Here is a 24,192-nt window from a genome sequence, read left to right as displayed (position 1 = left end):
GGATGAAGCTCGCGATTCTGCGCCGGGCGAGCACCGGCGGCAACGCCAACTGGACGGCCGTCGGCGCGCTGCTGGGCATCGTCGCCGCGTTCGCCACCATCGGGGTGGCCGGGCTCGGCAGCGACCTGGGCACGGTCCTCGACCTGCTCGCGGTCGTGCTGGCGATCTGGACGCTGGGCTGGATGGTCGCGCCCGCGTGGGTCGGCGACTCGGCGCTGCGCGCGGAGCACTTCGCGCTGCTGCCGATCCCGAAGCCCACCCTGGCCGTCGGCCTCCTCGGCGCCGCGTTCGTGGGCATCACCACCGCGGTCACGCTGGTGGCGTTCCTCTCGCTGGTGGTCTTCGCCGCCCGCCTCGGCGGGGTGCTCCCGGTCGTGGTCGCGGTGCCCGCGACGCTGGTGCAGCTCACCCTGGTGGTGCTGCTGTCCCGGCTCACCGCGCGGATGTTCGGGGCGTTGTCGCGCTCGCGCTCGGGCGCGGTCATCAGCGGGGTGATCACCGCGGTGATGATCGTGGTGGCCTCCTCGGGCTGGATCATCTTCGTCGGCGTCGAGGTTGTCCTCGCGACCGGTTTCTCGCCGGGCTTCTCGGCCGTCGTGCGGGCGCTGCCGTCGAGCTGGGGCCTGGTCGCGATCGAGGCCGCCGCCCGCCGGGACTGGGGCGTGGCCGCGCTGGCGCTGCTCGGGCTCGTCGCGCTGGCCGGGGTGCTCCTGCTGGCCTGGAGCAGGCTGCTGGGCCCGCCCCGGCTGGGCAGGCCCGCCGTCCGCGGCACCGCGAACCTCCCGGCCCAGGCGATCGGGGGCACCCGCTCGGTCTACGCCAAGGAGATGCGCACCTGGTGCCGCAGCCCGGGGCGGGTGCAGATCCTCGTCGCCGCCCCGGTGTTCGCGGTGCTGAGCTGCCTGGTGCCCCTGGCGTTCGGCTCGTCGGCGATGCTGCCGTTCGCGGGCGCGCTCACCGCGCTCATGGGCGCGGCGATGAGCGCGAACCTCTACGGCGAGGACGGCACCGCGCTGTGGCTGACCCTGGTCACGCCAGGCGCCGAGGCCGACGACGTCCGCGGCAGGCAGCTGGCCTGGCTGACGCTGTTCGCGCCTGCGGCCGTGCTGTTCTCCATCCTCGGCACGGTGCTCAGCGGGCAGTACGGCCTGTGGCCGTGGGCGTCGGCGGCGACGACCGCCGTGCTCGGCGCGGGGGTGGCCCTCGTCCCGCTGATCGGGCTCACCCAGCTCGCGCCCGGCCCCGACCCGCACCGCGACCGGTACTCGCCGATGGACCGCGGCGACGCCGTCGGCGGCGCGTTCGCCACGCTCGTCGCCGCGCTGGTGCTCACCATCCCCGCGCTGGTGCCGGTCGCCATCGGCGCGGCGATGGGCAGCGACGAGATCCAGGTCCTCGGGGTCGCCGTCGGCGTGATCACCAGCCTGTTCTACTGGACGGCGCTCGGCGGCCTCGCCGTGCGCAAGCTCGCCGACCGCGGCCCGGAGCTGCTGTACCTCATGCGCGCGGGCAAGGAGGCCCGGGAGCGCGCCGCCGCCGACGCCTCGGTGTTCGCGGCCATGCCGAAGACCAGGCGGCGGCTGCTGTGGGGCAGCTTCGGCGTCGGTTGCATCGCCCTGTTCCCCCAGGCGCTCGTGCCCACGGTGATGAAGCTGACCGGCGACATCGCCAAGGTGTGGTTCCTGGCCCTGCACCTGCCCGAACCCTGGCAGTGGCCGACCATCGCCATGATGGCCCTGATCGCCGCGGTGGCCTTCACCATCGCCGTGCGGGTCTTCCTCTCCGAGCGGGCCAAGCTCCGCCGCGCGCGCTCCCGCGAGGAGCAAGGGTCGGTGAGCGACAAACAGGGGTTGGCCGTCTGACACCCCGCATAGGGGTCGCATAACGCCGAGGGACTCTCCCCGGACACCTACGGGTCCGGGGGGAGTCCCTCGCGCATTCGGCGTGGGGGCCGTAGGGGTTGGTCGCCCCCAGGGCCATTACTAGCGTGAAACCAGTCCTGGTCAGGGCGCGTGGCGGCGGTGAACCCACCGCGCGACAACTGAATTCGATCACGCTTTTCCGCGGCTTGTTCCTGGGCAGGCTCTCCCGTGCCGAGTGAGTTTCGAGGACATTCATGCCTGAATTGCGCTCCGGCGACGTCGACGCCATCGCGATCGTGGGACTGGCCTGCCGGGTGCCGGGAGCGGCGAACCCCGAGGAGTTCTGGCGGCTCCTGCGGGACGGGACCGACGCCATCGGCGACGTGCCCGAGGGCCGGTGGGGCGCGGCCGCCGCCGAGGTGACCCGCGGGGGCTTCCTGGACCACGTCGACCGGTTCGACCCCGGCTTCTTCGGCATCTCCCCGCGCGAGGCCGCGGCGATGGACCCGCAGCAGCGCCTGGTGCTGGAACTGGCCTGGGAGGCGCTGGAGGACGCCCACGTCGTGCCGGGGCGGATGGCGGGCACCGGCACCGGGGTGTTCGTCGGCGCGATCTGGGACGACTACGCCACGCTCGCGCACCGCGCGGGCGCCATCGACCAGCACACGATGACCGGGCTGCAGCGCGGCATCATCGCCAACCGCGTCTCCTACGCCCTGGGGCTGCGCGGCCCGAGCATGACCGTCGACGCGGGGCAGTCCTCCTCGCTGGTGGCCGTGCACCTCGCGGTGGAGAGCCTGCGCCGGGGCGATTCCACCGCCGCGCTCGCGGGCGGGGTGAACCTCAACCTCGCCGCGGAGAGCACGATCAGCGCCGCCCGCTTCGGCGGCCTGTCCCCGGACGGCCGGTGCCACACCTTCGACGCCCGCGCCAACGGTTTCGTCCGCGGCGAGGGCGGCGTCATCGTCGCGCTCAAACCCCTGCACCTGGCCATCGCCGACGGCGACCACGTCCACGCCGTCATCCACGCCACCGCGGTGAACAACGACGGCGGCGGGGCGAGCCTGACCGCCCCGAGCAGGCGGGCCCAGGAGGCGGTGCTGCGCGAGGCGTACGCGCGGGCAGGCATCGACCCCGCCGCGCTGGGCTACGTCGAACTGCACGGCACCGGCACCCGGCTCGGCGACCCCGTCGAGGCCGCCGCGCTCGGCGCGGCCATCGGCGGGCTGCGGGAGGAGCCGCTGCCGGTCGGGTCGGTCAAGACCAACATCGGCCACCTCGAAGGCGCCGCGGGCGCCGCCGGGCTGCTCAAGACCGTGCTCGCCATCGCGCACGGGCGAATCCCGGCCAGCCTGAACTTCGACACCCCGAACCCCGAGATCCCGCTGGAACGGCTCAACCTGCGCGTCGTCCGGGAGCTGAGCGACTTCCCCGGGTGGCGGGGCAGGCTGGTCGCGGGCGTCAGCTCGTTCGGCGTGGGCGGCACCAACTGCCACGTCGTGCTCTCCGGCACCCCGCGGCCGGAACCGGCCGCGCTGCCCGACCCGGGCGCCCCGACGCCGATCGTCCTCTCCGGACGGACCGAGCCCGCGCTGCGCGCCCAGGCCGCGCGGCTGCGCGAAGCCGTGTCCGGCTCCGACGGCAGGCTCGTCGACCTCGGCTTCTCCCTGGCCACCACGCGGACCGCGTTCGAGCGCCGCGCCGGGATCGTCGCGCGGGACCGCGCCGAACTGCTCGGCGCCCTCGACGCGCTCGCCGCAGGCCTGCCCTCCCGCGCGCTCACCACCGCCCCGGCCCGGCTCGGGCAGGTGGCGTTCCTGTTCTCCGGCCAGGGCGGCCAGCGGCCCGGGATGGGGGAACAGCTCTACCGGACGTTCCCCGTCTACGAGGCCGCCGTCGACGCGGCCCGCGCCCGGTTCGCCGGGGTGGCGCTGGACGACGAGTCGGTGATGACCAGGACCGGGAGCGCGCAGTGCGCGCTGTTCGTCGTCCAGGTCGGCCTCTCCCGGCTGCTGGAGTCCTGGGGCGTCACACCCGATGTCATCACCGGCCACTCCATCGGCGAGATCGCCGCGGCGCACGTGGCCGGGGTGCTGTCGCTGGACGACGCCTGCGCCCTGGTCGCCGCGCGCGGCGGGCTGATGCAGGCGCTGCCCGAAGGCGGCGCGATGCTCGCCGCCGAGGCGGCCGAGGCCGACGTGCCAGCGGGCATGGACATCGCCGCGATCAACAGCCCGACCGCGCTGGTGATCTCCGGCGCCGAGGCCGAGGTCGCCGACCTCGCGGAGCGCTGGCGGGCGCAGGGCAGGCGGGTCCGGCTGCTGCCGATCTCGCACGCCTCGCACTCCAAGCTGATGGACCCGATGCTCGACGACTTCGCCGCCGTCGCCCGGACCCTGACCTACCACGAGCCGCGCGTCCCGATGGTGTCCGACGAGGTCACCGACCCGATGTACTGGGTGCGCCAGGTCCGGCGGACCGTCCGCTTCGCCGACCGGATGGCCCGGCTGGCGGAGCGGGACGTGGCCACCCACGTCGAGATCGGCCCGGACGCGGTCCTGGCCGCCCACGTGGCCAACACCGCCGTGCCGCTGCGGCGGGACCGCGACGAGGTCGAGACCGTCCTGTCCGCGGTCGTGGCCGCGTACGCGGGCGGGGCCGAGGTCGACTGGGACGCGGTGTTCGCCGGCGCGGGCGCGCGCCGTGTGCCCCTGCCGACCTACGCCTTCCAGCGCGAGCGGTACTGGCGGGAGGATGCCCGCCCCCTCCGTATCCCGGCGCCCGAGGGCCCACCTGCCGCGGTCGCCGAGCGCGACGCGCTGGACCTGGTCCGCGCGCACGTCGCCGCGGTGCTGGAGTTCGCGGCGCCCGACCAGGTCGCCGCCGACCGCACCTTCAAGGAACTCGGCTTCGACTCGATGACGGCGGTGGAGCTGCGCAACAGCCTCGCCACCGCGACCGGCGCCGCGCTGCCGACCACGCTGCTGTTCGACTACCCGACCCCGACCGCCGTCGCGGACTACCTGCGCGGCGCCTCCGACCTCGCTCCCGATGACGCGGTGCCGCTGCCCGACGGCGACGACCCGGTCGTCGTGGTCGGCATGAGCTGCCGGTTCCCCGGCGGCGTGCGGTCCCCGGAGGACCTGTGGGAGGTGGTGGCCGGGGGCGTCGACGCGATCTCCGGGTTCCCCACCGACCGCGGCTGGGACCTCGGCGAGCGTGACTTCCCGTCCCAGGGCGGCTTCCTGCACGACGCGGGCCGCTTCGACGCGGAGCTGTTCGGGATCTCCCCGCGCGAGGCCCTGGCGATGGACCCGCAGCAGCGGCTCCTGTTGGAAACCTCATGGGAGGTGCTGGAGCGGGCCGGGATCGACCCGTTCTCGTTGCGCGGCAGCAGGACCGGGGTGTTCGTCGGCGCGGTGGCCCAGGAGTACGGGCCCCGCCTGCACGAGGCGCGCGCGGACGCCGAGGGCTACCTGCTGACCGGCAGCACCGCCAGTGTCGCCTCCGGCCGGATCGCCTACGCGTTCGGCTTGGAGGGCCCGGCGGTCACGGTCGACACGGCGTGCTCGTCGTCGCTCGTGGCGCTGCACCTCGCGGTGCGCTCGCTGCGGTCCGGTGAGTGCTCGATGGCGCTGGCCTGCGGTGTCACCGTGATGGCGACGCCGGGCATGTTCACCGAGTTCAGCAGGCAGAACGGGCTCGCCGCCGACGGCCGGTGCAAGCCGTTCTCCGCCGCGGCGGACGGCACCTCCTGGGCCGAGGGTGTCGGCGTGCTGCTGGTGGAGCGGCTGTCCGACGCCCGGCGCAACGGCCACGACGTTCTCGCCGTGGTCCGCGGCACCGCGATCAACTCCGATGGCGCTTCCAACGGGCTCACCGCCCCGAACGGCCCGGCCCAGCAGCGCGTCATCCGCCAGGCGCTGGCTGACGCCGGGCTTTCGTCGTCCGATGTGGACGTTGTCGAGGCGCACGGCACCGGTACGCGGTTGGGTGATCCGATCGAGGCGACCGCGTTGCTGTCGGCCTATGGCCAGGACCGGGCCCGGCCGCTGTGGTTGGGGTCGGTGAAGTCGAATATCGGCCACACGCAGGCGGCGGCGGGGATCGCCGGGGTGATCAAGACGGTCATGTCGATGCGGCACGGGGTGTTGCCGCGTCTGCTGCACTTTGACGAGCCCTCACCGCACGTGGACTGGACCGCGGGCGCGGTGTCCCCCTTGACCGAGCCCCAGCCGTGGGAGCCTGGTGACCGCCCCCGCCGTGGGGCGGTGTCGTCGTTCGGGATCAGTGGCACCAACGCGCACGCGATCATCGAGGAGCCGCCGACTCCGGTTGCGGCCGAAGCGGTTCCGGTTGAGTCGCCCGCTGTGGTGCCGTGGGTGTTCTCGGCCCGGTCGGAGGCCGCGCTGCGCGCCCAGGTCGACCAGGTTCGCGGCCTCGACGGCTCGCCCGTGGACATCGGGTACTCCCTCGCGACGACCAGGGCCACGCTGGAGCATCGCGGCGTGCTGCTGGGCGACCGGCTGGTGGAAGGCGCCGTCGAGCCCGGCAAGCTGGCCTTTCTGTTCACCGGTCAGGGTTCGCAGCGCGTGGGGATGGGCCGAGGGCTCCACGAGTCGTTCCCGGTGTTCGCCGCTGCCCTGGACGAGGTCACCGCGCGGTTCGAGCGGGTTCCGTTTGATGACGAGGACTTGCTGAACCAGACCGAAGGCGCCCAGGCGGCGATCTTCGCCCTGGAAGTGGCGCTGTTCCGCTTGCTGGAGTCCTGGGGACTCACGCCGGACTTCCTGCTGGGGCACTCGATCGGCGAGATCGCGGCGGCGCATGTCGCGGGAGTTCTGTCCCTTGAGGACTCCCGTGCGTTGGTCGCGGCCCGGGGTCGCCTGATGCAGGCGCTGCCGCCGGGTGGGGCGATGCTGGCGGTGGAGGCCACCGAAGTCGAGGTGCCGCAGGGCATCGACATCGCGGCGGTCAACAGCCCCACTTCGCTGGTGGTGTCCGGTGCTGAGGATGAGATCGCGGCGCTGGAGGCGGTGTGGCGGGCCGAAGGTCGACGAGTGAAGCGGCTTGTTGTGTCGCACGCGTTCCACTCGCGGCTGATGGAGCCGATGCTGGCCGAGTTCGCCACCGTCGCCGAGTCATTGACCTATCACCAGCCGCGTATCCCGATGTTCGGTGCGGTGACCGATCCGGGTTACTGGGTGCGGCAGGTGCGCGACACCGTGCGGTTCGCCGAGGGAGTCCAGCGGCTGCGGGACAAGGGCGTCACCAGCTTCCTCGAACTGGGCCCCGATGCCGCGCTGTCCGCGCATGTCGACCAGGCCGTGCCGGTGCTGCGGCAGGGCCGCGACGAGGCCGGGACCCTGCTCACCGCCGTCGCCACGGCCTGGACCCGCGGCGCGGCGGTCGATTGGGCCCGGCTGCTGCCCGGCGGCAGGCGCGTCGAGCTGCCCACCTACGCCTTCCAGCGCAAGCGCTACTGGCTGAGCACCAGGACCACCACCGACACGACCGGGCACCCGCTGCTCGGCGCCGCGGTGTCCCTGGCCTCCGGCGGCGGCGCGGTGCTCACCGGGCGGCTGTCCGCGACCGTGCGGCCGTGGCTCGCCGATCACGTGGTGTCCGGCCGGGTGCTGCTGCCAGGCACGGCGTTCGTGGAGCTGGCACTGCGGGCCGGGGAGCATGTCGGGTGCGCGTCGGTGGCGGAGCTGACGCTGGAGGCGCCCCTGGTGCTGCCCGAGCGCGGCGCCGTGCAGATCCAGGTGAGCGTCACCGCCGAGAACACCGTGGAGATCCACTCCCGGCCCGATGCCGACCACGCGCCGTGGACCCGCCACGCCGACGGCGTGCTCACCGCCGACGGCGCCACCCCGCCGGGCGAGCCGGTCTGGCCGCCCGCGCATGCCACCCCGGTCGACGTGTCCGCGTGCTACGACGACCTCTCCCGCGCCGGGTTCACCTACGGGGACGCCTTCCGCGGCCTGCGGGCGCTCTGGCGCGGCGACGCCGCCGTGTACGCCGAGGTCGCCCTGCCCGCCCAGGCCCAGGACGACGCCGAGCTGTTCGGCATCCACCCCGCGCTGCTCGACGCCGCCCTGCACGCCGTCATGGTGGGCGGCCTGGTGCCGACGGACACCCCGCACCTGCCCTTCTCCTGGTCCGGCGTGACCCAGCACCAGGTCGGCGCCTCGGCGGTCCGGGTGCGGGCCGCCGCGACCGGGCCCGACAGCGTCTCGCTGGTGGCCTTCGACGCCGAGGGCGCCCCGGTCGTCTCGGTCGACTCGCTGGTGTGGCGGCCGGTGTCGGCCGCGGCGTTCGAGCGGTCGGTCGACGACGCCCTGTTCGTCGTGCGCTGGACCCCGGTGCCCGCCGCGGAGGCACCGGCCGCCGAGGTCCCCCGGGTGGAACGACTGCCCGCGGACCTGGCCGACGTGCTGAGCCTGGTGCGGTCCGCGGAGCCGCTGGTGCTCGTCTCGCGAGGCGCGGTCGCCACGACCTCCGCCGAGGACATCGCCGATCCGCGCGCCGCGGGGGCGTGGGGGCTGGTGCGCTCGGCGCAGGCGGAGAACCCGGGCTCGTTCGTGCTGGTCGACATCGATGACGACAGCGCCATGGCCCTCCTGCCGTCGGTGCTGGCCACGGGGGAGCCGCAGGTCGCCATCCGCGGTGGCGCGATGCTGGCGCCGCGCCTGGTGCGGGCCTCGGCCGAGCCGATGCTGCCGGTGCCGGGCGCCCCGGCCTGGCGCATGGTCCCCGGGGACGACGGCGCGCTGACCGGACTGCGCTTCGAGGAGACCGACGAGCCGCTGCCGCCCGGCCACGTGCGCGTCGAGGTCCGCGCCGCGGGCATCAACTTCCGCGACGTGCTGATCGCGCTGGGCACCTACCCGGACCCGGGCGTGCGGCTCGGCACGGAGGCCGCCGGGGTGGTCGTCGAGGTCGGCGACCAGGTCACGGACCTGTCGGTGGGGGACCGGGTCTTCGGCCTGGTCTCCGGCGGGTTCGGCCCCAGCGCGGTGACCGACCGGCGGCTGCTCGCGCCCATGCCCGCGGGCTGGTCGTTCACCGACGCGGCCTCGGTGCCCGTGGTGTTCCTGACCGCCTACCACGCGCTGGTCGACCTGGCCGGGCTGCGGGCGGGGGAGTCGGTGCTCGTGCACTCCGCCGCGGGCGGCGTCGGCATGGCCGCCGTCCAGCTGGCCCGGCACATCGGGGCCGAGGTGCACGGCACCGCGAGCCCGGCGAAGTGGTCGGCCACCGGCCTGCCCGATGACCGGCTCGCCTCGTCGCGCGACCTCGGCTTCGCCGAGCGCTTTCCCACCGTCGACGTCGTGCTCAACTCGCTGACCGGCGAGTTCATCGACGCCTCGCTGCGCCTGCTCGCCCCGGGCGGGCGGTTCATCGAGATGGGCAAGGCCGACCCGCGCTCCCCGGACGGTGTCGACTACCAGGCGTTCGACCTGTTCGACGCCGGGCCCGACCGGCTGCGGGAGATGCTGGCCGACCTGCTCGACCTGTTCGCCGCCGGGGCGATCACCCTGCTGCCGGTCCGCGCCTGGGACGTCCGCGACGCGCAGTTCGCGCTGCGCCACGTCGGCCAGGGCAGGCACGTCGGCAAGAACGTGTTCACCATCCCGCGCGCCCCGGACCCGGACGGGACCGTCCTCATCACCGGCGGCACCGGCACGCTCGGCGCCCGGCTGGCCCGCCACCTCGTCGCCCGGCACGGAATCCGCCACCTGGTGCTGGCGAGCAGGCGCGGTCCCGACGCCCCCGGGGCCGCCGAGCTGGTCGCCGAACTGGCCGCGGACGTCACCGTCGTCGCGTGCGACGTGTCCGACCGCGACTCCCTGGGCGCCGTGCTGGCGGCGATCCCGGCCGCGCACCCGCTGACCGGCGTCGTGCACACCGCGGGCGTCGCCGACGACGGCGTGCTGGACTCGCTGACCCCGCAGCGGCTCGACGCGGTGCTCGGGCCCAAGGCCGACGCGGCGCTGCTGCTGCACGAGCTGACCGAGGACGCCGACCTGGCGATGTTCGTCCTCTACTCCTCGGTCGCCGCCACCTTCGGCACCGCCGGGCAGGCCAACTACGCCGCCGCCAACACCGTCCTGGACGCCCTGGCCCACCACCGCCGGGCCCGCGGCCTGCCCGCGCTGTCGCTGGGCTGGGGCCTGTGGGCCGACGCCAGCGGCCTCAGCGCCGACCTCACCGACGTCGACCGCACGCGCCTCGAACGCACCGGGGCCGCGCTGTCCACCGACGACGCCCTGGCGCTGTTCGACCGCGCCGTCGCGGGCGGGCACGCCCACGTCCTGCCGACCCGCCTCGACCTCGGCGCCCGGGGCGAGGCGCCACCGCTGCTGCGGGCGCTCGTCCGCCCGCTCCCGCGCCGGGCGGCCGGAGCCGTGGTCGGTGGCTCCGGACTGGCGGGGCGGCTGGCGGGCATGGCCGCCGCCGACCGGGAGCGCGCGCTCACCGCCCTGGTGCAGACCGAGGTCGCCGCGGTCCTCGGCCACGGCTCCGCCGACACCGTCCGCGCCGCCCGCACGTTCAAGGAGCTGGGTTTCGACTCGCTGACCGCCGTCGAGCTCCGCAACCGCATCGCCGCCGTCACCGGCCTGCGCCTGCCCCCGACCCTGATCTTCAACTACCCGACCCCGGCCGAACTGGCCCAGCGGCTGCTGGTCGAGTTCGACGGCGCCGCCGCGGGCGCGACCCCGGCCGCCCCGGTGGCCGGGCTTTCGGTGGCCGATTCCCCGGCGGACGATCCCATCGCGATCGTCGGCATGGGGTGCCGGTTCCCCGGCGGTGTCCGCACCCCGGAGGAGCTGTGGCGGCTCGTCGAGTCCGGCGCCGAGGCGATCACCGGTCTGCCCGCCGACCGCGGCTGGCTGCTGCCGGACGCCCACCGCCTGCGCGGCGGGTTCCTGCACGACGCCACCGAGTTCGACGCCGAGCTGTTCGGGATCTCCCCGCGCGAGGCCCTGGCGATGGACCCGCAGCAGCGCCTGCTGCTGGAGTCGGCGTGGGAGGTCCTCGAACGGTCCGGCATCGACCCGCTGTCGCTGCGCGGCAGCCGGACCGGGGTGTTCGTCGGCGCCATGTCCCAGGAGTACGGGCCCCGCATGCACGAGGCGCCCGTCGACTTCGGCGGCTACCTGCTCACCGGCAACACCGCCAGCGTCGCCTCCGGCCGCATCGCCTACGTCTTCGGCCTGGAGGGCCCGGCGGTCACCATCGACACGGCGTGCTCGTCGTCGCTGGTGGCGCTGCACTTGGCCGTGCGGTCGCTGCGGTCCGGGGAGTGCTCCATGGCGCTGGCCTGCGGTGTGACCGTGATGGCCACCCCCGGCGTCTTCACCGAGTTCGGGCTGCAGAACGGTTTGGCGCCGGACGGGCGGTGCAAGCCGTTCTCCGACGCGGCGGACGGCACCGCGTGGTCGGAAGGCGTCGGGGTGCTGCTGGTGGAGCGCCTTTCCGATGCCCTGCGCAACGGCCACGACGTGCTGGCCGTCGTGCGTGGCACGGCGGTCAACTCCGACGGGGCCTCCAACGGCCTGACCGCCCCCAACGGCCCGGCCCAGGAGCGGGTGATCAGCCAGGCGTTGGCTGACGCCGGACTTTTATCGTCCGATGTGGACATGGTCGAGGCGCACGGCACGGGCACCCGGCTGGGCGATCCGATCGAGGCGACGGCGTTGCTGTCGGCCTACGGTCAAGGTCGGGATCGGCCGTTGTGGTTGGGGTCGGTGAAGTCGAACATCGGGCATACGCAGGCGGCGGCGGGGATCGCCGGGGTGATCAAGACGGTCATGTCGATGCGGCACGCCACCATGCCGGTGACCCTGCACGCGGCCGGGCCCTCGTCGCATGTGGACTGGACGTCCGGCGCGGTGTCGTTGCTGGCTGAACCCCAGCCGTGGTCACCGGGAGAACGTCCGCGTCGCGGGGCGGTGTCGTCGTTCGGTATCAGTGGCACCAATGCGCACGCGATCATTGAGGAGCCGCCGCGTTCTGTTGTGGCTGAGGTGGTTCCGGTGGAGCCGCCTGCTGTGGTGCCGTGGGTGTTCTCGGCCCGGTCGGAGGCCGCGCTGCGCGCGCAGGTCGACCAGGTCCGCGCCCTCGACGCCGCACCAGGGGATATCGGCCACTCGCTCGTCACCACCCGCGCCACGACCCTGGAGCACCGGGCCGTGCTGGTCGCGGACACCTCGGTGGCGGGCGCCGTCGAGCCGGGCAGGCTGGCGTTCCTGTTCACGGGTCAGGGTTCGCAGCGGGTCGGGATGGGCCGTGAGCTGTCTGCGGCGTACCCGGTGTTCGCGGCGGCGTGGGATGAGGTGGCCGCGCGGTTTGAGCGGGTTCCGTTTGATGATGAGGAGTTGCTGAACCAGACCGAGGGCGCTCAGGCGGCGATCTTCGCGCTGGAAGTGGCATTGTTCCGGCTGCTGGAGTCGTGGGGGCTGGCGCCGGATTTCCTGTTGGGGCATTCGATCGGTGAGTTGGCTGCTGCCCATGTGGCCGGGATTATGTCCCTTGAGGACGCTTGTGCGTTGGTGGCAGCGCGTGGTCGCCTGATGCAGGCGTTGCCCGCTGGTGGAGCGATGCTGGCTGTTGAGGGCACTGAGGCTGATGTGCCGGAGGGCGTCGACATCGCGGCGGTCAACGGCCCGACTTCGCTGGTGGTCTCGGGCGCGGCAGAAGAGATCGAGGCGCTGGAAGCCGCGTGGCGGGCCGAGGGTCGGCGGGTCAAGCGGCTGGTGGTGTCGCACGCCTTCCACTCGCGGCTGATGGAGCCGATGCTGGCGGAGTTCGCGACTGTCGCTGAGTCGTTGAGCTATCACGAGCCGCGTATCCCGATGCTGGGTGCGGTGACCGATCCGGGGTACTGGGTTCGGCAGGTCCGGCAGACCGTGCGGTTCGCCGACGGCGTCACGCGGCTGCGCGACGAAGGGGTCACCGGTTTCCTGGAGCTGGGGCCGGACTTGGTGTTGTCGACGCATGTCGACGGCGCGGTGTCGGTGCTGCGGCGCGGACGGGGCGAGGTCGAGACCCTGCTCGGCGCGATCGGCAGCGTGTGGACGCGGGGCGCCCACGTCGACTGGGCGCGGATCGTCCCGGCCGGGCGGCGCGTCCAGCTGCCCACCTACGCCTTCCAGCGGACCCGCTACTGGCCCCAGCCACGGCAACTGGTCGGCGACCTCACCGCAGCCGGGCTCGGCGGCACCGATCACCCGTTGCTCGGCGCCGCCGTCTCCCTCGCCGATGGCGACGGCCACGTGCTCACCGGGCGGCTGTCCACGATGGACCAGCCGTGGCTCGCCGATCACGTGGTGTCGGGCCGGGTTGTGTTGCCGGGCACGGCGTTCGTGGAACTGGCGTTGCGGGCCGGGGAGCATGTCGGGTGCGCGTCGGTGGCGGAGCTGACGCTGGAGGCGCCGCTGGTGCTGCCCGAGCACGGCGCCGTCGACATCCAGGTCATCGCAGGCCCGAACCACACCGTGTCGGTGCACTCGCGGCCGACCGGCGCCGACACCTGGACCCGGCACGCGACCGGCCTGCTCGCCACCGATGCCGAGGCCCCCGCCGAGCCGCTGACCTGGCCGCCCGCCGACGCGGACCGGGTCGCGGTCGACGGCCTGTACGACGACCTCGCCGCGACCGGCCTGCACTACGGCCCGGCCTTCCAGGGCCTCTCGGCGGCCTGGCGCTCCGGCGACACCACCCACGCCGAGGTCGTGCTCCCCGAGGCGGCCCGCGCCGCGACCGACCGCTTCGGCATCCACCCCGCGCTGCTCGACGCAGTCCTGCACGCCACTGCCCTGCACGCCACCGCCCTGGTGACCGGCGACGGCGCCGCGCGCGTGCCGTTCAGCTGGTCCGGCGTCACCCTCCACGCCACCGGCGCCACGGCGGTGCGGGTCCGGATCACCAGGACCGGGCCCGACGAGTACGCGCTGCTCGCCTGCGACGGCGCGGGCCTGCCGGTGATCGAGGTCGCCTCGCTCGCGCTGCGCGCGCCGCAGACCTCGGCGGGCGCCCTGTTCACCGTGGACTGGGTCGAGGTGCCCGCGGGCTCCGCGGACGACGTGGCCGTGGTCGACCTGCGGGAGGCGCAGACCACCGACCCCGCCGAGATCCACCGCCGCACCACCGCCGCCCTGCTCGCCGTCCAGACCTGGCTGGCCGCCCCCGAAGTGACCGGCAGGCTCGTCGTCCGCACCAGCGGCGCGGTCGCCACCCGCCCCGACGAGGACGTCCCCGACCTCGCGGGCGCCGCCGTCCACGGCCTGGTCCGCTCGGCCAGGACCGAACACCCCGGCCGCATCGTGGTCCTCGACGGAGAAGGCCCGCTACTGCTGGCCGACGACGAACCGGACCTCGCGACCCGCGACGGCAGACTCCTCGCGCCACGGCTGGTCCGCGCGTCGGCCACCGCAGTGGACCCTGCCGACGGCCAATCGGGTTTCGCGGTCCGTGGCGGCAGGCTGCCCGCGTCCCGGCTGGCTCGTGCGTCGGCCCCGGCGGCTGAGTCGGTGCTCCCGGCTGACGGCGAACCGGATCTCGCTGTCCGTGATGGCGGGCTTCTCGTGCCACGGTTGGCCCGTGCGTCGGCCACCGCGGTGGACTCGGTGCGGCTCGACGCCGGTACCTGGCTGATCACCGGTGGCACCGGGGCGCTCGGCGCGCTCGTGGCCCGGCACCTGGTGACCAGGCACGGGGTGCGGCACCTCGTCCTGCTCAGCCGGAGCGGTCCGGACGCCCCCGGCGCCGCCGACCTCACGGCCGAACTCGCCGCGCTCGGCGCCACGGTGACCGTGCTCGCCTGCGACGCCGCCGACCGCGCCGCCCTGGCCGCGGTGCTCGACGCCATGCCCGCCGAGCACCCGCTCACCGGTGTCGTCCACACCGCGGGCGTGCTCGACGACGGGGTCATCGAAGCTCTTACCCCCGAACGGGTCGCCGCCGTGCTGCGGGCCAAGGTCGACTCCGCGCTCGCCCTGCACGAGCTGACCCGGGACCTGCCGCTGTCGGTGTTCGCCCTGTTCTCCTCGGCGTCGGCGACCTTGGGCACGGCGGGGCAGGCCAACTACGCCGCCGCCAACGCCGCCCTCGACGGCCTCGCCGCGCACCGCCGCGCGTCCGGGCTGCCCGCGAACGCCCTCGCCTGGGGCCTGTGGGAGCACGGCATGGCGGGCCACCTGGGTGAGGACGACAAGGCCCGGCTCGGCGGCGCGCTGACGACTGAAACCGGCCTCGCCCTGCTCGACCACGCGCTCGCCGCCGACCACCCGCACGTCCTGCCGATGGCCGCCGACCTGCCCGCCGTCACCAGGGGCGGGCCGGTGCCCGCGGTGCTGCGCGGCCTGGTCCGGCCCGAGCGGCGGCGCGCCGCCGACGTGGCCACCCGGCCGGGACCGCCCACCCGCAAGCCCGGGGACGACAAGGCCGCGTGGCTCGTCGACCTCGTCCGCACCCAGCTCGCCGACGTCCTCGGCCACACCTCCGCCGCCGCCGTCGACCCCCGGCAGGCGTTCGCCGACCTGGGCGTCGACTCGCTGGCCGCGGTCGAGCTGCGCAACCGGATCAGCGCGGCGACCGGGCTGCGGCTGCCGTCCACCCTGGCCTTCAGCTACCCCACCCCGGCCGCGCTCGCCGACCACCTGCTCGGCGAGCTGACCGGGACGTCCGCCGCCGTGCCCGAGCGGCCCGCCGCGGCCGCCGCCACCGACGACGACCCCATCGCGATCGTCGCGATGAGCTGCCGCTACCCCGGCGGCGCCGACAGCCCCGAAGCGCTGTGGGAGCTGGTCGCGAGCGGCGGCGAGGGCATCACCGAGTTCCCCACCAACCGCGGCTGGGACATCGACCGGCTCTACCACCCCGACCCGGGGCACCCGGGCACCAGCTACACCCGCGAGGGCGGCTTCCTGCACGACGCCGACCGCTTCGACGCCGCGTTCTTCGGCATCTCCCCGCGCGAGGCGCTGGCCATGGACCCGCAGCAGCGCCTGCTGCTGGAACTGTCCTGGGAGACCTTCGAGCGGGCGGGCCTGGACCCGACATCGTTGCGGGGCAGCAGGACCGGCGTGTTCGCCGGGGTCATGTACCACGACTACGCCTCCAGCATGGCCGCCGTGCCGCAGGACGCGGAGGGCTACATCGGCACCGGCAGCGCCGCCAGCGTCGTGTCCGGCCGCGTCGCCTACACCTTCGGGCTGGAAGGCCCCGCGGTCACCGTCGACACCGCCTGCTCGTCGTCGCTGGTCGCCCTGCACTGGGCGGTCCGCTCGCTGCGCGCGGGCGAGTGCGTGATGGCGCTGGTCGGCGGGGTGACCGTGATGGCCAAGCCGAACACGTTCGTCGACTTCAGCAGGCAGCGCGGCCTCGCGGCCGACGGGCGGTGCAAGTCGTTCGCGGCGGCCGCCGACGGCACCGCGTGGTCGGAGGGCGCGGGCGTCCTGCTCGTGGAGCGGCTGTCGGACGCGCGCCGCAACGGCCACCCGGTCCTGGCCGTCGTGCGCGGCACCGCGGTGAACTCCGACGGCGCCTCCAACGGCCTGACCACCCCGAACGGCCTGTCCCAGGAGCGGGTGATCCGCCAGGCCCTGCGCGACGCGCGCCTCGCCCCCGAGGACGTGGACGCCGTGGAGGCCCACGGCACCGGCACCACCCTCGGCGACCCGATCGAGGCGCACGCCGTGCTGGCCGCCTACGGCCAGGACCGCCCCGGCGAGCCGCTGTGGCTGGGGTCGCTGAAGTCCAACCTCGGCCACACCCAGGCCGCCGCCGGGGTCGGCGGGATCATCAAGGTGGTCATGGCCATGCGCGGCGGCCTGCTGCCGAGGACCCTGCACGTGGACGAGCCGTCGCCGCACGTCGACTGGACGGCGGGCGCGGTGCGGCTGCTGACCGAGGCACGGCCGTGGCGGCCCGGCGACCGCCCGCGCCGGGCCGGGGTGTCCTCCTTCGGCATCAGCGGCACCAACGCCCACGCCGTCATCGAGGAAGCCGCCCCGGCGCCCGTCCCGGAGCCCGCCGGCGATCCCGCACCCCCTCTGGTGCCCTGGGTCGTGTCCGCGAGCAGCGAACCGGCTTTGGCGGCCCAGATCGACCGGGTGCTGTCCATGGTGGATGGTCCAAGCCCGGCCGATGTCGGGTTCTCGCTGGCCACCACCCGGGCCGCGCTGACCCACCGGGCGGTACTGCTCGGCGACCGCCGAGTCGAGGGCAAGGCCGCACCGGGCAAGCTCGCGTTCCTGTTCACCGGCCAGGGCTCGCAACGGGTCGGGATGGGCCGGGAGCTGTTCGCCGCATATCCGGTGTTCGCCGCCGCCCTGGACGAGATCACCGCGCGGTTCGAGCGGGTTCCGTTTGACGATGAGGAGTTGCTGAACCAGACCGAGGGCGCTCAGGCGGCGATCTTCGCGCTGGAAGTGGCGTTGTTCCGGCTGCTGGAGTCCTGGGGCGTGACCCCGGACTTCGTGCTGGGCCACTCGATCGGTGAGATCGCGGCGGCGCACGTCGCGGGTGTTCTGTCCCTTGAGGACGCTTGCGCGCTCGTCGCCGCGCGTGGTCGCCTGATGCGGACGCTGCCCGCTGGTGGGGCGATGCTGGCGGTCGAAGGCGCCGAGGCGGATGTGCCGGAGGGCATCGACATCGCCGCGATCAACAGTCCGACATCCTTGGTGGTGTCTGGTGCCGAAACCGACATCGCGGCGCTGGAGGCTGTCTGGCGGGCTGAGGGTCGCCGGGTGAAGCGGCTGGTGGTCTCGCACGCGTTCCACTCGCGGCTGATGGAGCCGATGCTGGCGGAGTTCGCCGCCGTCGCCGAGTCGTTGACCTTCCACGAGCCGCGTATCCCGATGTCCGGTGCGGTGGCCGATCCGGGGTACTGGGTGCGGCAGGTCCGCGACACCGTGCGGTTCGGCGACGGGGTGGAGCGGTTGCGGTCGCAAGGGGTCACCGGGTTCCTGGAGCTGGGGCCGGACCCGGTGTTGTCGGCGCACGTCGATGGCGCGGTGCCGGTGTTGCGCGGTGGGCGTGACGAAGTCGAGACCCTGCTGGCCGCTGTCGGCACGGCGTGGACGCGGGGCGCCGAGGTCGACTGGGCGCGGGTGGTCCCCGGCGTGCGGGTCGACCTGCCGACCTACGCCTTCCAGCGCGAGCGCTACTGGGTCGACGCCCCCGACGCCCTCCCGGCCAGTGCCGATGGCGCCGACGCCGGCTTCTGGCGGGCGGTGGAGGCAGGCGACCTCGCCGCGCTCGCCGGTGAGCTGCGGCTCGATGACAGCGACGCCCTCAACGCCGTCCTGCCCGCCCTGACCTCCTGGCGCGAGCGCAGGCGCACCGCGTCCACAGTGGACGAATGGCGGTACGCCGTCGCCTGGCGGCCGGTCACCCCACCCGCCGGGACGCTGTCGGGCACCTGGGCGCTCGCCGGAGCGGACGCCGCCGTCGCCCATGCCCTGCGCGCGGGCGGCGCGGACGTGGTCGAGATCGCCACCGCCGACGACCTGCCCGCCGAGGTCGCGGGCGTGGTGTCCGGGCTCGACCTCACGGGCAGCGTCGCCATCGCCCAAGCGCTCGACGCCCGGGGCACGGTGCCGATGTGGTGCCTCACCCGTGGCGCGGTCTCGACCGGCCGCTCGGACCCGGTCACCACCCCGGAAGCGGCGCAGGTGTGGGGTTTCGGCCTCGTCGCGGCGCTGGAGTGCCCGCAATGGTGGGGCGGTCTGGTCGACCTCCCCGAGGTGCTGGACGAGCGCGCGGGCGCCCGGCTCGTGTCCGTCCTCGCGGGCGGCGCGGGCGACCAGCTCGCCATCCGCGACTCCGGGGCCTTCACCCGGCGCCTGCGCCGCGCCCCGAGCCGCGCCGAAGGCACCCCGTGGGAGCCGGACGGCTCGGTGCTGATCACCGGTGGCACGGGCGCGCTCGGCGCCCACGTCGCCCGCTGGGCCGCCCGTCAGGGGGCACGACGGCTGGTGCTGCTCAGCCGCCGCGGCCCGGACGCCCCTGGCGCCACGGAACTGGTGGCCGACCTGGCCGCGCTCGGCACCGAGGCGACCGTGCGCGCCTGCGACGCGGCCGACCGCGCCGCCCTCGCCGAGGTCATCTCCGACCTGCCCGACCTCACCGGGGTCCTGCACGTCGCCGGGGTCCTCGACGACGGCGTGCTGAGCGCCCTCACCCCGGACCGGTTCGCGGGCGTCCTGCGGGCCAAGGCCGTCGCAGCCGCGAACCTGGACGAGCTGACCAGGGACCGCGACCTCAGCGCGTTCGTCCTGTTCTCCTCGGTCGCGGGCACCATCGGCTCGCCCGGCCAGGCCAACTACGCCGCCGCCAACGCCCACCTGGACGCCCTCGCGCAGGCCCGCGCCGCCCGGGGCCTGCCCGCGACCTCGATCGCGTGGGGCCCGTGGGGCGCGGCGGGCATGGCCGACGACGAGCTGGTCACCCGCCGCCTGCGCCACGTCGGCATGCCGCCGATGGACCCGGAGCTGGCGCTCGCCGCGCTGACCGACGCCGTCGCGCGGCCCGACCCGGTGGTCGCGGTCGCCGACGTCGACTGGGACCGCTTCGGCGCGGGGTTCACCTCCGCCCGCCAGAGCGGTCTGCTCGCCGAGCTGGTCACCCCGGCGGAACCGGACCCGGTGGCCCTGGCGGGCGTCACGCTGCCGGAACTGGAGGAGCTGGTGCGGGCCACCGCGGCAGGCGTCCTCGGCCTGGCCTCGCCGGGCGCGGTCGACCCCGGACGGGCGTTCCGCGACATCGGCTTCGACTCGCTCACCGCGGTCGAGCTGCGCACCCGGCTCGGGGCCGCCACCGGCCTGCGGCTGCCCGCGAGCCTGGTGTTCGACTACCCGACCCCGGCCGCCATCGCGGGCCACCTCCACGCCGCGCTGTCCGGCGCGGCCCCCGAACCCGAGACCGCCGCGCCCACGCCGGCACCGGACACCACCGACATCGCGATCGTGGCGATGAGCTGCCGGTTCCCCGGCGGGGTGCGCACCCCCGACGACTTCTGGCGGCTCGTCGCGGGCGGGGTCGACGCGGTCGGCGACTTCCCCGCCGACCGGGGCTGGGACCTGCCAGCCGACGTGCCGTTCGCCCGCCGCGGCGGGTTCCTCGACGGCGCCGCGGACTTCGACGCCGAGCTGTTCGGCATCTCCCCGCACGAGGCGCTGGCGATGGACCCGCAGCAGCGCCTGCTGCTCCAGGTGTGCTGGGAGGCCGTCGAGAGCGCGGGCATCGACCCGACGTCGCTGCGCGGCAGCCAGACCGGGGTGTTCGCGGGCACGAACGGCCAGGACTACCCGGCCCTGCTCGCCGGGGTCGACGGCGGCGTCGGCGGCGTCGGCGGCGTCGGCGACCACATCGCCACCGGCAACGCGGCGGCGGTGATGTCCGGCCGGGTCGCCTACGCCCTCGGGCTGGAAGGCCCCGCGGTCACCGTCGACACCGCCTGCTCGTCGTCCCTGGTCGCCCTGCACCTCGCCGCGCAGGCCCTGCGGGCGGGCGAGTGCTCGCTCGCCTTCGCGGGCGGGGCCACGGTCATGGCCACGCCGACCGCGTTCATGGAGTTCAGCCGCCAGCGCGGGCTGGCCGGCGACGGCCGGTGCAAGCCGTTCTCCGCCGACGCCGACGGCACCGGCTGGGGCGAAGGCGTCGGCATGGTCCTCCTGGAGCGGGTGTCCGACGCCCGGCGCAACGGCCACGAGATCCTCGCCGTCGTCCGGGGCTCGGCGGTGAACTCCGACGGCGCCTCCAACGGGCTGACCGCGCCGAACGGGCCCTCCCAGCAGCGGGTCATCCACCGCGCCCTCGCCGCCGCCGGTCTGCGTCCGCGCGATGTCGACGCGGTGGAGGCGCACGGCACCGGCACGGAACTCGGCGACCCGATCGAGGCGCAGGCCCTGCTGGCGACCTACGGGCAGGACCGGGACCGCCCCCTGTGGCTGGGCTCGGTGAAGTCCAACATCGGGCACACGCAGGCGGCGGCGGGCATCGCGGGCGTGATCAAGATGGTGCTCGCCATGCGGCACGGCGTCCTGCCCGCCAGCCTGCACCTCGGCGAGCGGTCACCGCACGTGGACTGGGCCGCGGGCGCGGTGGAGCCGCTGGCCGAGCGCACGCCGTGGCCGGTCACCGGCACGGCCCGGCGGGCCGGGGTGTCCGCGTTCGGCATCAGCGGCACCAACGCCCACGTGATCATCGAGCAGGGGGAGCGCGAGAGCGGTCCGCCCCCCGCACCCGGCTACGACGGCCCCCTGCCCTGGCCGCTGTCCGCGGCGTCCGAGCGCGCCCTGCGCGCCCAGGCGCGTGCCCTGCCCGTCGAGGGGTCGGTGGTGGACATCGGCTGGACCCTGGCCACGACCCGGGCCGGGCTGCCGCACCGCGCCGTCGTGCTCGCCGCCGACCCCGACGGGTTCCGCGCGGGCCTTGACGCGATCGCGGGCGGGACGCCGTCGCCCGCCGTCGTGCACGGCTCCGAGGTGGCGGGCGGGCCGACCGCGTTCCTGTTCACCGGCCAAGGCGCGCAGCGGCCCGGCATGGGGCAGGGGCTCTACCGGGCGTTCCCGGTGTTCGCCGACGCGTTCGACGCCGTCTGCGCCCGGATCGACCCGGAACTGGACCGCCCGCTGAAGGCGGTGGTGTTCGGCGAGTCGGATCTGCTGCACCAGACGCGGTACGCCCAGGCGGCGCTGTTCGCGGTGGAAGTGGCGCTGTTCCGGCTGTTCGAGTCGTGGGGCGTGACACCGGACTTCGTTTTGGGCCATTCGATCGGTGAGATCGCGGCTGCCCATGTCGCGGACGTTCTGTCCCTTGTGGACGCTTGCCTGTTGGTCGCGGCGCGGGGCCGGTTGATGCAGGCGCTGCCTGGGGGTGGGGCGATGCTCGCCGTCGAGGGCACTGAGGCTGATGTGCCGGAGGGCATCGACATCGCGGCGGTCAACAGCGCCACCTCACTGGTGGTGTCCGGTGCCGAGGACGAGATCGGCGCGTTGGAGGCCGTGTGGCGGGCGGAGGGTCGCCGGGTCAAGCGGCTGGTGGTCTCGCACGCGTTCCACTCGCGGCTGATGGAGCCGATGCTGGCGGAGTTCGCCGCGGTGGCCGAATCGGTGGAATACCACGAGCCGCGCATTCGCATGATCATCGACGGCGACCCGACCGACCCCGGTTACTGGGTGCGGCAGGTCCGCCAGACGGTCCGCTTCGCCGACGGGGTCCGGCGCCTGCGCGAGGAGAACGTCGGCGCCGTCATCGAACTCGGCCCGGACGGGGTGCTCTCCGCCTTCGTGGACGGCGCCGTGCCCGCCCTGCGCGCCGACCGCGACGACACCGAGGCGGTGCTGCGGGCCGTCGCCGAGACCTACGTCCGCGGTGCCCGGCCCCGGTGGGAGGCGGTCTTCGCGGGCTGGGGCGGCAGGCGCGTGCCGCTGCCCACCTATGCCTTCCAGGAGGAGCGCTACTGGCCCCAGGGCACCTCCGGCCCGCGCGACCCGTCAGACGGGTGGCGCTACCAGGTGGGCTGGCGCGGGCTGCCCGACCGCGACACGCCGCCGCCCCCGGGCACCTGGCTGCTCGTCAGCCCGCCCGCCGACCTCATGGACGCGATGGTGTTCGCCGGAGTCGACGTCATCACCGTCGACGGCGCGGCGGACCGCGCGGTGCTCGCCGAACGACTGCGCGCGCTTCCACCCGGCATCAGCGGGGTCCTCGCCGCCGACCAGCCGCTGGAGGCGACTGTCGCGCTGGTCCAAGCCCTCGGCGACGCCGGGCACGCCGCGCCGCTGTGGTGCGCCACCCGGGGCGCCGTGCGCACTGGCGACGCAGACCCGGCCGCCGACCCGCTCCAGTCGCGGATCTGGGGCTTCGGCCGGGTCGCCGCCCTCGAACATCCCGACCGCTGGGGCGGTCTCATCGACCTGCCCCCGACGCTGGACGAGGGCACCGGGGCGCGGCTGGCGTCGGTCCTCAGTGGAACCGAGGACCAGGTCGCCATCCGCGGCACCGGCACGTTCGGCAGGCGCCTGCGCCGCGCGCCCGCCACCCCGACAGCCGGGCCGGGCTGGCGGCCTGAGGGCACCACTCTGGTCACCGGCGGCACCGGGGCGCTGGGCGCCCATGCCGCCCGCTGGCTCGCCACGCGGGGTGCGCCCCGCCTGCTGCTGACCTCCCGGCGCGGCCCGGACGCCCCCGGCGCCCGCGAACTCGCCGAGGAGCTGACCGCGCTCGGCACCGACGTGGCCATCGTCGCCTGTGACGCCGCCGACCGCGGCGCCCTGGCCCGGCTGCTCGCCGAGCACCCGGTGACCGCCGTGGTGCACGCGGCGGGCGTCCTCGCCGACAGCACCGTCGACGCGCTCACCCCCGGGCGCCTCGCCGAGGTGCTGCGCGGCAAGGCGGGCGGTGCGGCGAACCTCGACGAGCTGACCAGGGGGATGGACCTCTCGGCGTTCGTGCTGCTCTCCTCCTTCGCCGGGGTGCTCGGCAACCCCGGCCAGGCCAACTACGCCGCGGCCAACGCCCACCTCGACGCCATCGCCGAGCGGCGCGCGGCCGAGGGCCTGCCCGCGACGTCGGTGGCCTTCGGGCCGTGGGCCGCCGGGATGACCGGCACCGGCCGGGCGGGCGTGTCCCCGATGACGCCCGCGTCGGCGCTGACCGCGCTCGGCCGCGCCGTGGACCGGGGCGAGGCGGTCACCGCGGTCGCCGACATCGACTGGGCCGCGTTCGGGCCCGGCTTCACCGCGAGCAGGCCGAGCCCGCTGCTGGCCGAGATCCCGGAGGCCGCCGCGCCGGAGCGGACCACGCCCCTGCGCGACCGGATCGCCGCGGCCCCCGCGGCGGAACGGGAGGGGATCGTGCTCGACTTCGTCCTCGGGCAGTCCGCCGCCCTGCTGGGCCACCGCGGCGGCGCGGCGATCGACGCGCGGCGGCCCTTCCGCGAACTGGGCCTCACCTCGCTGACCGCGGTCGAGCTGCGCAACCTGCTCGCCGCGGGCACGGGCTTGAGCCTGCCGTCGAGCCTGGTGTTCGACCACCCGACCCCGGCCGCGGTCGCCGACCTCATCGACGCCGAACTCCGCGGCCCGGACGCGGTCGCCGCGATCACCACCCTCGACCGGTTCGAGGCGGCGCTCGCCGACCTGCCGCCCGGCTCGGCGCAGCTGGCCGCGATCGCCACCAGGCTGCGCCACCTCGTGTCCACTGTGGATGGCAAGGGCGCCGCGGCGCCCGGCGAGGCGGACCAACTCGGCACGGCCAGTGCCGATGACCTGTTCCAGATCATCCAGAACGAATTCGGCAAGTCCTGACGTGC

General features: G+C 74.9%; 2 protein-coding genes. Both read left to right on the top strand.

Annotated features, from left to right (window positions below; all coding sequences use genetic code 11):
• Positions 1 to 2 precede the first annotated feature (2 nt).
• The gene (locus ACTG9Q_RS12365) at positions 3 to 1,862 is read left to right on the top strand and encodes a hypothetical protein (protein ID WP_455572858.1); all 1,860 of its coding nucleotides are present in this window, start codon (positions 3 to 5) and stop codon (positions 1,860 to 1,862) included.
• Positions 1,863 to 2,116: 254 nt separating this feature from the next.
• Complete coding sequence (locus tag ACTG9Q_RS12360) at positions 2,117 to 24,187, top strand: type I polyketide synthase (protein ID WP_455572857.1); 22,071 nt, start codon at positions 2,117 to 2,119, stop codon at positions 24,185 to 24,187.
• The last annotated feature ends 5 nt before the right edge of the window (positions 24,188 to 24,192 follow it).

Source organism: Actinokineospora lacus (assembly GCF_053813445.1).
Note: the sequence above shows the minus strand (reverse complement) of the source record. Positions and strands in the feature narration are given on the sequence as shown.